The organism is Pseudoxanthomonas sp. USHLN014, from assembly GCF_037153335.1.
GTDB classification, from domain to species: Bacteria; Pseudomonadota; Gammaproteobacteria; order Xanthomonadales; family Xanthomonadaceae; genus Pseudoxanthomonas_A; species Pseudoxanthomonas_A winnipegensis.
This window is the reverse complement of record NZ_JBBCKO010000004.1, coordinates 248,942-260,557: the sequence shown is the minus strand read 5'-3', so window position 1 is coordinate 260,557 and position 11,616 is coordinate 248,942. Positions and strand designations below refer to the sequence as shown.

Here is an 11,616-nt window from a genome sequence, read left to right as displayed (position 1 = left end):
GCGCCACTTACCCCACGTCAGGTTTTTCAGGAGTTTTCCCATGTGTTCGATCTTCGGCATCTTCGGTCTGCAACCCGGCGATGATCTGGGCGCGCTGCGCCGGCAAGCGCTGGAGTGCTCGCAGCGTCAGCGCCATCGCGGCCCGGACTGGAGCGGCGTCTACGTCGACGACGGCGCCATCCTGGTGCACGAGCGCCTGGCCATCGTCGATCCGGCCGGCGGCTCGCAGCCGCTGCTGAGCGAGGACGGCGAGCTGGCCCTGGCGGTCAACGGCGAGATCTACAACCACCGCGAACTCAAGGCCGAGCTCCAGCAGCCCTACGCCTTCCAGACCGGCTCGGACTGCGAGGTCATCAACGCCCTCTACCGCGAGGACAACGTCGAATCCTTCCTCAACCGCCTCAACGGCATCTTCGCCTTCGCGCTGTGGGACCGCGCCGCCGGCCGGGTGATCATCGCCCGCGACACCATCGGCGTGTGCCCGCTGTACTGGGGCCATGACAGCCAGGGGCGCCTGCGCGTGGCCTCGGAGATGAAGTCGCTGTCCGAGCAGTGCGCCGATGTGGCGCAGTTCCCGCCGGGCCACTGGTACGACAGCGCCACCGGCGAGCTCAAGCAGTACTACAAGCGCCCCTGGCGCGACTACGCGGCGGTGGAGGGCGTCGAGGTCACGCTGACCGAGCTGCGCGAGGCGTTCGAACGCGCCGTGCACCGCCAGCTGATGACCGACGTGCCCTACGGCGTACTGCTCTCCGGCGGCCTGGATTCCTCGCTGGTGGCCGCGGTGGCCGCGCGCTATGCGCGTCACCGCATCGAAGACGGCGACCGGACCGAGGCGTGGTGGCCGCGCCTGCATTCCTTCGCCATCGGCCTGAGCGGTTCGCCCGACCTGGCCGCGGCCAAGGTCGCCGCCGAATCGCTGGGCACGGTGCACCACGGCTTCGAGTACACCTTCGAGGAAGGCCTGGACGCGCTGCCCGAGGTGATCCGCCACATCGAGACCTACGACGTCACCACCATCCGCGCGTCCACGCCGATGTTCCTGCTGGCCCGGCGGATCAAGGCGATGGGGGTCAAGATGGTGCTCTCGGGCGAGGGCAGCGACGAGATCTTCGGCGGCTATCTGTACTTCCACAAGGCGCCCAACGCGCGTGAGTTCCATGAAGAACTCATCCGCAAGCTGGACGCGCTGTACAACTACGACTGCCTGCGCGCCAACAAGTCGATGATGGCCTGGGGCGTGGAGCCGCGCGTGCCATTCCTGGACCGCGAGTTCATGGACGTGGCCATGCGCATGGATGCCGCGCACAAGATGATCACGGTCGGCGCCGACGGCAGGAAGCGCATCGAGAAGGCGGTGCTGCGCGAGGCCTTCGCCGGCTATCTGCCCGATTCGATCCTGTGGCGGCAGAAGGAGCAGTTCAGCGATGGCGTGGGCTATGGCTGGATCGACGGGCTCAAGGCGCATGCCGAGGCCCAGGTCACCGACCGCGAGCTGGCCGCGGCCGACAAGCGCTTCCCGGTGAACCCCCCGCAGACCAAGGAGGCCTACTACTACCGCACCCTGTTCGAGCAGGCCTTCCCGTCCACCGCGGCGGCCGAGACCGTGCCGGGCGGCAAGTCGATCGCCTGCTCCTCGCCGGCGGCGATCGCCTGGGACGCGAGCTTCGCCGCGGCCGCCGACCCGTCCGGTCGCGCGATCGCGGGGGTGCATGCGCAGGCGCTGTGATGTGGGCGGGTCGAGCCGCATGCAGTGCGTCTTCCGCAGCCGTTGAGGCAGTCCTGTAAACCGTCGTTCCCGCGAAAGCGGGAACCCACGGACGTCGCGCGATCTGCACGAAAGTCCCTGGATCCCCGCGTTCGCGGGGATGACGGGTGTTGAGTTTGCGGCGCGGGACGATCGCCGAATCGGCGAAGGTGGGTGTCTTACGTTGTGATGCCGCACGCGTCATGCCGCGCATTGCCCAACTCTCTCTATCGTCGTTCCCGCGAAAGCGGGAACCCATGGACGTTGCGCGATCCGCACGAAAGTCCCTTGATCCCCGCGTTCGAGGGGATGACGAGCGTCGGGTTTGCGAAGCGAACGGCGGCCGCCGCTTCGGCAACCAGATCCGCCTACGGCTCGTGCCGCACGCAATAGCCGTAGCGCTGCGGGTCCATGTCCACGCCCGAGGCGCTGGCCTGGTTGCTGGCCTTCCAGATGTTCGGCTTGAAGCTCGCGCTGGTGCAGTTGGCCGACTTGTCCACGCCGATGGTGTAGGTGAACGGGTCCTTGTCGAAGTGGTTGGCGTCGAAGACGTTGTTCTGGCTGACGCTGTTGTCCCAGCACTGGGTGCTGCCATCGGCGTTGCGGAAGCGGATCGCGCAGGTCAGGAACACGCCCGCGCCGTGGTTGCCGCTGAAGGTGTTGCCGGCGAACAAGTTGCCCGAGGAATTGGACAGGTAGGCGCCCTGGCTGCCGTTGTTCGACAGCACGTTGTCGCGGATCTGGCTATCGCGCAGCTCCTCGGCGGTGATCCCGGCGGCGACGTTGTCGTGCACGCGGTTGTCGGTCATGGTGACCTTGGAGGTGCTGTTGAAGGACACCCCGTCCCAGACCGCGCCGGAGACGTCGTTGTGGTCCAGGGTGATGTCGCGACTGCCCTGTTCGGTCAGCAGGCAGGCGCTGCGGCACTGGCTGGCATGCAGGCCGGTCAGGCGCACGTCGTGGCCGTTGCGCACCACCACCGCGCTGTTGCTCAAGTAGGGACGCTCGGGCATGAACTCGTGCTCGACGTCCTTGGCGCCGATCAGGCTCAGGTCGGCGATGGTGACGCCGGTGATCGGGCGGCGCGGCACCTGCTGCTGGTAGTCGCCCACGACCAGCAGGGGCTGCTGCACGTCGGGCGCCATGCGCAGGACGGTGGTCGGGCCGGCGCCGCGCAGGGTGAGGTGGTCGCGCTGGATCGAGACCAGGCCCTTGAGCGGATACTCGCCCGCCGCCAGGCAAAGCGTCACCGGCGCGTCGCCGGTCGGCAGCGCGTCGATGGCCTGCTGCAGGTTGTCGCCGGGCTTGGCGCGCGCCGTGCAGCTGGACGGTTCATCGGCCAGCGCGGGCAGGGCGAACGCGCCCAGTAGCGCAGCCGCGGTCAGTCGCAATGGGGTCGAGCGATGGATCTTCATGGGGGAGAAGGCAAGGGAATCGACCTTCAAGAGCCTAAGGATCGCCGCTGAACGCCCGGCAGGCGATGCTTCACCGGGCTGTCCCGGCGGTCAGCATGGTCGAAGCCATGTGTGTGCGACGGCCCTTCTCCGACGGCTTTTGCGTATGCATGGTGTGCACGGCACGCACACGCGGTCTTGGCATCGGTCTCGCCATGATCCGCCCCGACAGTCACGAGGCGGCGCGGCAACCCGGACAGCGCGTCGTCTGCAACCGAGAGGACTCGACCGGATGGGCAAGCGCCTGCGAGTACTGATGGTGGATGACAACGCCGAACTGCTGCGCGTGGTGCAGGACGGGCTGTCGATGTACCAGGTGGACGTGGTGACGGCCGGCAGTGCCGGCGAGGCGCTGGACCTGCTGATCCGCGACGGCGGCTTCGACGTGGTGATGAGCGACGTGCTGATGCCGCTGGGCATGTCCGGCGTGCAGCTGGTGGAGATGGTGGCACGCGAGTACCCGCAGATCGCGGTGGTGCTGACCTCGGGCTACCCGCAGGCCAGCCTGCCGGAGATGCCGCGCGGGGTGCGCTTTTTGCCCAAGCCCTATCAGTTCAGCGGCCTGATGGCGGCGCTGAACGAGGAAGTCAGCCTGCACTGAGCACGCGTCAGCGCGCCGGCACCAGTTGCAACGTGTGCTGCGCCGGACCGGGCAGGAACGGTGTGGCCCGCCCCTGGACCCAGTCGGCATGGCCCGCGCCCCAGAAGGGCGACATCGGATGACCGCTCTGCCCGCCGGGCATGTGCACGAAGCCGTCGGCCTCGTGGCCCGGCGAGACCACCATGCGCTCGGACGCGCCGAAGGCTGGCGCCTGCACGCGCGGCATGTCCCCGGCGCCGGGCAGGCGGTCCGGCGGCATGCACAGCCAGGACTTGAAGCGCGCGGGCAGCGCCGCCGCCAGCGGGTGACAGATCGCCGCCGTGTTCTGCTCGCCCCAGGTGCGCTTGGCCAGGGGGCCGATGGCGGTCAGTTCGCGGCGCGTCTCGTCGGCGGCGTCCTCCAGCAGACGCGACCAGCCGGCGGCGTCCTCGCAAGCAGCCCCTTGCTGGTCCGCCGCGCAGGCGTAGCGGCGCGGGAGCAGGTGCGCGGGTCGCTGCTCCAGCAGCGGCCAGACCACGCCTTCCAGCTGCGGGAACAGCGCGGCTGGCGGCCGGTCGAGCGTCACGCCGGCCGGCGCCACCAGGCCCTCGGCAATGCGGTCCTGCACGGCCAGACGCCAGCGCCGCACCAGGGGGAAGCTGACCGAATCCGCGCTCGCCCGGCCGTCCCAGTGGCCGGCCGCCTTGGCCAGCGCCGCCAGCGCCGACGAGGGCGGCGCGCCCTGGGCTTCGCGTTGCAGCAGCGCCCACCAGCGCTGCAGGAACACGGCGCGATCGTCCAGCTGCACGGCCAGCAGGCTGCGCTCGTCGGCGCGTTCGAGCCGCTGCAGGTCGTTGCGGATCTGTCGCGCGCGGGCGCCGAGCACATAGCCGCCATCGCCCAGCACCGACAGCAGCGGGCCGTCGGCGACGCGGTTGTTGGCCGTCCACAACCGGCCATCGGCCGGATCGGCGAGCGGCTCGACCAGCTGGGTGGAGATCGGCCAGGCCGGGCAGGGCGCGGCGGGCCGGCCCTGCGCATCGAACGCGGCCGAGGCGCTGGGCAGCATCAGGGCGCTGGCCTCGCAGCCGGGCGTGCGCTGCGGCAGCGGCCCGAGCAGGCGCCAGGCGATGCGGCCGCCGGCGTCGGCGAGCAGCAGGTTCTGCGCGGGCACGGCGACGTGCCCGGCCATGCGCAGCGCGTCGTCCAGATCGCCGGCGCGGGCGAAGTCGTCCAGGCCCAGGTTGAGCGCGCAGGGCAGGTGCCCGACCCAGCGCAGCGCCAGTGCCTGGCCGCCGGGCAGGTCCTCGACCAGCGGACCGTAGGCGCTCTGGCGCACTTCGAGGGTCTGCGACGCGGCGCCGGCCACGGTGAGCGTCTCGCGGTACACGCGCACCGGCGCGCAGCCGGGCGCGGGCGTGGCGGCGCAGGGCGTGATGCGGAACAGGTCGGCGGTGTCGGCAAAGCCGTTGGTGAAGCCCCAGGCCACGTGCGTGTTGCTGCCCACGATCACCGCCGGCAGCCCCGGCAGGCTGAAGCCGGTCACGTCCACGCGGCCGCCCGGCGCGCGCGGATCGGCGTAGCGCAGGCGTACGCGGAACCAGAGGTTGGGCGCGCGCAGGGCCAGGTGCATGTCGTCGGCGACGATGGCGCGGCCATCGGCGGTGTGGGCCGCGGCCACGGCGAAGTTGTTGCTGCCCGGGGCCAGCGCTTCGCCGCCAGCGCCGGCCGACGCGGCGGCCGGCAGGGTGCGCAGGTCCACGACATCGGCGCCAGGCAGCACCGCATCCTCGCGCGGCGCGCCCTGCAGGGGCGCGTCCCAGTGGCTGCCGTCGTGGCCGAGCAGGGCGAACAGGGCCGGCGACAGGCGCTGCTGCAGCTTCCACAGCGACAGGGCGCGGGCGTCGTCGGCGTCCTGCAGGTCGAAGTACATCGCATCGCCGGTGAGCACGGCATCGGCCGCGGTCCACGGCTGCGGCCGCTGGCGCAGCAGCAGGTAGGGCCAGGGCCGCACGCGCAGCGCGGCCAGGCCTGCGTTGACCCCGGCGGTGTAGGCGTCCAGTTCGGCGCGATGGTCGCCGGCGAAGGCATCCAGGCCGGCCTCGGCGCGGGCGCGCATGCGGTGCAGGCGATGGCGCCGGTCCAGCGGCAGGGCGCGGGCGCCGAACAGCGCGGCCAGCTCGCCGGCCGAGGTCCGTCGCATCAGGTCCATCTCGAAATAGCGCTCCTGCGCATGGACGTAGCCGAGCGCGCGTGCCGCATCGGCCGGGTTGTCGGCCTCGATGGTCACCGTGCCCAGCGCGTCGCGGCTGATGCTCGCCGGGCCCGACAGGCCGGCGATCCGGCGCTGTCCGTCCAGCGTGGCCAGGCTGCCGCGCAGCAACAGCCAGGCGACCAGCGCCAGCAGCAGGCACAGCACCAGCAGGGACAGCAGGACACGACGCAGCCAGCGGATCATTCGGGGCGGTTCCGGCCAGCAGGGGGAGGCTGGCCCGCGCACAGCATGCCCGGATTGTGTGAAGCCGGGACGGCATCGGCGCGGGCTGCGAGTGAAAGTGATTCCGTTTAAGACATCGTCCGCGCCGATGCGCGACCATGGCGGCCGTTCCAGTCACGAGGTTCCGCCATGAAAGGCCATCCCGAGGTCATCGCCTGCCTGATCGACCTGCTGCGCGGCGAGCTTGCCGCCCGCGATCAGTACTTCCTGCATTCGCGCCGCTACGAGGACCAGGGCCTGCAGCGGCTGTACGAGCGCATCGGCCACGAGATGGAAGAGGAGACCGAGCACGCCGACGCGATCCTGCGCCGCATCCTGTTCCTGGAAGGCGACCCGGACATGCGCCCGCATCCGTTCACCCCCGGCAAGACCGTGGTGGAGATGCTCGAGGCCGATCTGCAGACCGAGTACAAGGTGCGCGCCGACCTGGCCGCCGGCATGAAGCTGTGCGAGGAGAAGGGCGACTACGTCAGCCGCGACATGCTGCTGGCGCAGCTGCGCGATACCGAGGAAGACCACGCCTGGTGGCTGGAACAGCAGCTGGGCCTGATCAAGCGCATCGGCCTGGCGCTGTACCAGACCTCCAAGATCGGCGACGGCAGCGCGACCGCGCAGCACTGAAGGCCGCGCCTAGGGTTACAACGCAAGACGCCGGGCAGTGCCCGGCGTCTTCGTTTGCGTCGATCGTGCGGCGCGCGCCGCGCTGCTCAGGCCGCCTCGTAGGCGCCGTAGCCGCGCAGGCGCTCGTAGCGGCGCTGCAGCAGGGTGTCCACCGGCACGTCGGCCAGGGCATCCAGTTCGCCCAGCAGCACGGCCTTCAGGCGCGTGGCCATGGCACGCGGGTTGCGGTGGGCGCCGCCGGTGGGTTCGCGCACGACCTTGTCCACCAGGCCCAGCTCGCGCAGGCGCCTGGCGGTCAGGCCCAGCTGCTCGGCCGCGTCCTTGGCCTTGCCCGCGTCCTTCCACAGGATCGAGGCGCAGCCTTCCGGGGTGATGACCGAATAGGTGCTGTACTCGAGCATGATCGTGCGATCGCCCACGCCGATGGCCAGCGCGCCGCCCGAGCCGCCTTCGCCGATCACCGTGCACACGATCGGCACCTTCAGCTCGGCCATCTCCATCAGATTGCGGGCGATGGCCTCGGACTGGCCGCGCTCCTCGGCGTCGATGCCGGGCCAGGCGCCGGCGGTGTCGATCAGGGTGAGGACCGGCAGGCCGAAGCGTTCGGCCATCTTCATCAGGCGCAGCGCCTTGCGATACCCCTCCGGCTTGGGCATGCCGAAGTTGCGCATGATCTTTTCCTTGGTGGCGCGGCCCTTCTGGTGGCCGATCAGCATCACCGGGCGCCCGTCGATGCGGGCCAGGCCGCCGACGATGGCCTTGTCGTCGGCGAAGGCGCGATCGCCGGCCAGTTCCTGGAACTCGTCGCAGAACACCTTGATGTAGTCCAGCGTGTAGGGCCGGGCCGGATGGCGCGAGAGCTGGCTGACCTGCCACGGGGTCAGGTCGCGGAAGATCTGCGCGGTGCGCGTGCGCAGCTTGGTCTGCAGGGCGCGCACTTCGGCATCGACATTGACCGCCGGACCGGCGCTGGCGCTGCGCAGCTCCTGAATCTTGGCTTCCAGATCGGCGATGGGCTGTTCGAAATCGAGGTAGTTGGGATTCATCGGCAAGCGGTGAGCCGTAAAGCGGGGGAGTTTAGCCGATGCGGGCACAAGGCCCCGTACCGGGGGGTGTGGTGCGGCGCGCGGGCCTAGTGCGCCCAGGGGCGGTGGCCGACGGCCATCTTCACGGTGCGCACGCCGGGCAGCTCGCGCAGGGTGCCCATCAGGTCGGCATCGACGCTCACCGACTGGCTGCCGTTGATCTCGACCATGCCGGCCACCCCGCCCGGCAGCAGCAGGTCCAGGCGCAGCGAGGTACGCCCGGGGCGATGCTGGTCGAGCAGGGCCTCGATGCGCTGCAGCACGCCGGGCACGCGCAGGTCCAGGCGCACCGACAGCTTCTGCGTGGCCTGGACCAGCTGGGCGTAGTCCCAGACCTGGCGCAGGCGCAGGCTGTAGCCGCCGTTGAACTCGTCCTCGCGCAGCTCGCCCTTGACCACCAGGATGCGGTCGCGGGTCAGCAGCTGGCCGAACTCGGCCATCGCATCGGAGAAGGCGCTGCACTCCAGGCGGCCGCGACCGTCCTCCAGGGTGATGAAGCTCTGGCTGTCGCCCTTCTGCCGCACGGCGACCACCTTGCCGGCCAGCACCGCGACCACGCCGGGGCGCCACTTGCGCTCGCCGCCGCCACCGCCGCCGGACTGGCTGGACCAGATCGTGTCCAGGCTGCCCAGGTCGTTGCCGACCAGGGCGCGCAGATCCTCGCGGTAGGGATCCATCGGATGGCCGGACAGGTAGAAGCCCAGCGTGTCGCGCTCGGCCGCCAGCTTGTGCGCCAGCGGCGCCTCGTCGCATTCGGGCAGCTCGATGTGGATGTCATCGCCGCCGGCGCTGGAGCCGAACATGTCCACGATGCCGGCGTTGCGGTTGCGCGCCAGCTGGTCGATGGCCTTCATCACCTCGGGTACCTGCAGCATCAGCGAGGCGCGGTTCTTGCCCAGCTCGTCCAGCGCGCCGGCGTTGATCATCGCCTCCAGCGTGCGGCGGTTCAGGCGCGCGGCCTCGGTGCGCTTGCAGAAATCCAGCAGGTCGCGGTACGGGCCGCCGCGCTGGCGCTCGGCCACGATCGCCTCGCACGCGCCCTGGCCCACGCCCTTGATCGCGCCCAGGCCGTAGCGGATGGTGGTCGCATCGGTGGCCACGAACATGAAGTCCGAGTGGTTCACCTCCGGCGGCAGGATCTCCAGCGACAGGCCGCGCGCGTCGGCCAGGAAGCCCACCACCTTGTCGGTGTTGTCCATGTCCGAGGACAGCGTGGCGGCCATGAACTCGGCCGGGTAGTGCCGCTTGAGCCAGGCGGTCTGGTAGCTGACCAGCGCATAGGCCGCCGCGTGCGACTTGTTGAAGCCGTAGCCGGCGAACTTCTCCATCAGGTCGAAGATCTCGTCGGCCTTGGCCTGATCCACGCCTCCCTTGGCGGCGCCCTCGCGGAAGATCTCGCGGTGCTTGGCCATCTCGGCCGGCACCTTCTTGCCCATCGCGCGGCGCAGCAGGTCGGCGCCGCCCAGCGAGTAGCCGCCGACGATCTGCGCCATCTGCATGACCTGCTCCTGGTACACCATGATCCCGTAGGTGTCCTGCAGCATGTCCACCGTGCGCGGATCGGGGTACTCGAACTCCTGCTGGCCGTGCTTGCGCGCGATGAAGTCCGGGATCAGGTCCATCGGGCCGGGGCGGTACAGCGACACCAACGCGATCAGGTCCTCGAAGCGGTCCGGCCGGGCGTCCTTGAGCATGCGCCGCATGCCCGAGGATTCGAACTGGAACACCGCACCGGTGTTGGCCGCGGCGAAGATGTCGCGATAGGTGGGCACGTCGTCCAGCGGCAGCGCCGCGATGTCCACCGGCTCGATCCCGGCGCGCGCATGGCGCGCGTTGATCGCCTTGACCGCCCAGTCGATGATGGTCAGCGTGCGCAGGCCGAGGAAGTCGAACTTCACCAGGCCCACGGCTTCCACGTCGTTCTTGTCGAACTGGGTGACCGGGTTCTTGCCGCGCGTGCCCTCGTCGTGTTCGGCGAACAGCGGGCTGAAATCGCTCAGCGGCGAGGGCGCGATGACCACGCCGCCGGCGTGCTTGCCGGCGTTGCGGGTGAGGTCTTCTAGCTGGCGCGCCAGGTCGATCAGGTCGCGCACGTCGTCTTCGCTGCCGTAGCGCTGGATCAGCTCGGCCGAGGCCATCTCGCTGTCCTTGCCTTCGCCCATCGCGTCCTTGAGCGTGATGCCCAGGATGTTGGGAATCAGCTTGGCCACGCCATCGACGAAGCCGTACGGGAAGCCCAGCACGCGCCCGCAGTCGCGCACCACCGCCTTGGCCGCCATGGTGCCGTAGGTGATGATCTGGCTGACCCGGTCGCGGCCGTACTTGCGCGCGACGTAGTCGATCACCTCATCGCGCCGGTCCATGCAGAAGTCGATGTCGAAGTCGGGCATCGACACGCGTTCGGGGTTGAGGAAACGCTCGAACAGCAGGTTGTACGGCAGCGGATCCAGATCGGTGATCTGCAGCGCCCAGGCCACCAGCGAGCCGGCGCCCGAACCGCGACCCGGGCCGATCGGGATGCCCTGGTTCTTGCCCCACTGGATGAAGTCGGCCACGATCAGGAAGTAGCCGGGGAAGCCCATCTTGATGATGGTGTCCAGCTCGAATTCGAGCCGGTCCACGTAGTCCTGGCGCGTCTTGCCCGGCGCCAGCGGATTCTTCTCCAGGCGCGCGTCCAGGCCGCGGCGCGACTCGCTACGGATCCAACTGTCCAGCGTCTCCTCGTCCGGCACCGGGTAGGCCGGCAGGAAGTAGGTGCCGAGCTTGAGCTCGATGTTGCAGCGCTGCGCCAGCGCCCAGGTGTTGTCGATCGCGTCGGGCACGTCGGCGAACAGCTCGGCCATCTGCTCGGCGGACTTGAGGTATTGCTCGCGGCTGTACTCGCGCGGGCGCTTGGGATCGTCCAGCACGCGCCCGGAGGCGATGCACACGCGCGCCTCGTGCGCATCGAAGCCCTCGGGCGTGAGGAAGCGCACGTCGTTGCTGGCGATCACCGGCAGCCCGCGCGCGGCGGCCGCGTGCAGGGCGAAGGCGTTGAACGCCTCCTCGCCCTCGCGCTGGGTGCGGGTCAGCTCCAGGTGCAGGCTGTCGTCGAAGGCGCGCTGCCAGTCGGCGATGTGCTGCTCGGCCAGGTCGTGGCGGCCGCTGGCGGCCAGGCGCCCGGCCTGGCTGTTGCGGCCGATGATGCCGAACAGGCCCGAGGTGTCCTCGCGCAGCCAGGCCGGATCGATCGCCACCCCGTCGGTGCGATGTCCCTCCAGCCAGGCGCGCGTGAGCAGGCGCGACAGGGTCAGGTAGCCGCCGTGGTCGCGGCACAGCAGGGTGATCGGCCACGGCGTGCCGTCTTCCTCGATCACGCTGACGTCGGCGCCGGCGATGGCCTTCATGCCGACCTTTTCGCAGGCGTTGTAGAACTTCACCAGCGCGAACAGGTTGTTGCGGTCGGTCACCGCCAGCGCCGGGGCCTGCAGTTCGACCGCGCGGCTGACCAGGTTGGGCCGCTTGGCCTTGGACGGCAGGCCCTCGTCCGGTTTCTCGGGCACGCGGATGGTCGAATCCGCCAGCGAGAATTCGGTGTGCAGGTGCAGGTGGATGAAGCGGGAAGACATCGGGGTCAGTGTACGCAAGCCGGC

7 protein-coding genes are annotated in these 11,616 nt (G+C 70.0%); 3 read left to right on the top strand and 4 right to left on the bottom strand.

The window, feature by feature from the left end:
• The first annotated feature begins 40 nt into the window (after positions 1–40).
• Positions 41–1,729, top strand: coding sequence for an asparagine synthase B (gene asnB / locus WFQ05_RS10265; RefSeq protein ID WP_337053719.1), 1,689 nt, complete (start codon positions 41–43; stop codon positions 1,727–1,729).
• A 386-nt stretch (positions 1,730–2,115) separates the two neighbouring features.
• On the opposite strand, the gene WFQ05_RS10260 is transcribed toward asnB, so the two are convergent.
• Complete coding sequence (locus tag WFQ05_RS10260; RefSeq protein WP_337053718.1) at positions 2,116–3,162, bottom strand: right-handed parallel beta-helix repeat-containing protein; 1,047 nt, start codon at positions 3,160–3,162, stop codon at positions 2,116–2,118.
• A gap of 295 nt (positions 3,163–3,457) precedes the next feature.
• On the opposite strand from WFQ05_RS10260, the gene WFQ05_RS10255 reads away from it, so the two are divergent.
• Positions 3,458–3,802 carry a response regulator gene (locus WFQ05_RS10255; protein ID WP_337053717.1) on the top strand — a complete coding sequence of 115 codons (345 nt, stop codon included), beginning with the start codon at positions 3,458–3,460 and terminating at the stop codon, positions 3,800–3,802.
• 7 nt (positions 3,803–3,809) lie between these two features.
• On the opposite strand, the gene WFQ05_RS10250 is transcribed toward WFQ05_RS10255, so the two are convergent.
• The gene (locus tag WFQ05_RS10250) at positions 3,810–6,239 is read right to left on the bottom strand and encodes a penicillin acylase family protein (RefSeq protein ID WP_337053716.1); all 2,430 of its coding nucleotides are present in this window, start codon (positions 6,237–6,239) and stop codon (positions 3,810–3,812) included.
• Between the two features lie 168 nt (positions 6,240–6,407).
• Here WFQ05_RS10250 and bfr point away from each other — a divergent pair, with 168 nt between their 5' ends.
• Positions 6,408–6,899 (top strand): bacterioferritin, encoded by a 492-nt coding sequence (bfr, locus tag WFQ05_RS10245; protein ID WP_130531683.1) that lies wholly within the window; start codon positions 6,408–6,410, stop codon positions 6,897–6,899.
• An 86-nt stretch (positions 6,900–6,985) separates the two neighbouring features.
• On the opposite strand, the gene WFQ05_RS10240 is transcribed toward bfr, so the two are convergent.
• Complete coding sequence (locus WFQ05_RS10240; protein ID WP_130521348.1) at positions 6,986–7,945, bottom strand: acetyl-CoA carboxylase carboxyltransferase subunit alpha; 960 nt, start codon at positions 7,943–7,945, stop codon at positions 6,986–6,988.
• Positions 7,946–8,031: 86 nt separating this feature from the next.
• On the bottom strand, positions 8,032–11,592 hold the full coding sequence (dnaE, locus tag WFQ05_RS10235; RefSeq protein ID WP_130521350.1) for a DNA polymerase III subunit alpha: 3,561 nt from the start codon (positions 11,590–11,592) through the stop codon (positions 8,032–8,034).
• Positions 11,593–11,616 lie beyond the last annotated feature (24 nt).

Bases quoted from the DNA above. Each gene is read 5' to 3' on its own strand.
- WFQ05_RS10260 (WP_337053718.1), bottom strand. From the start codon at position 3,162: ATGAAGATCCATCGCTCGACCCCATTGCGACTGACCGCGGCTGCGCTA.
- asnB (WP_337053719.1), top strand. From the start codon at position 41: ATGTGTTCGATCTTCGGCATCTTCGGTCTGCAACCCGGCGATGATCTG.
- WFQ05_RS10255 (WP_337053717.1), top strand. From the start codon at position 3,458: ATGGTGGATGACAACGCCGAACTGCTGCGCGTGGTGCAGGACGGGCTG.
- WFQ05_RS10250 (WP_337053716.1), bottom strand. From the start codon at position 6,239: ATGATCCGCTGGCTGCGTCGTGTCCTGCTGTCCCTGCTGGTGCTGTGC.
- bfr (WP_130531683.1), top strand. From the start codon at position 6,408: ATGAAAGGCCATCCCGAGGTCATCGCCTGCCTGATCGACCTGCTGCGC.
- WFQ05_RS10240 (WP_130521348.1), bottom strand. From the start codon at position 7,945: ATGAATCCCAACTACCTCGATTTCGAACAGCCCATCGCCGATCTGGAA.
- dnaE (WP_130521350.1), bottom strand. From the start codon at position 11,592: ATGTCTTCCCGCTTCATCCACCTGCACCTGCACACCGAATTCTCGCTG.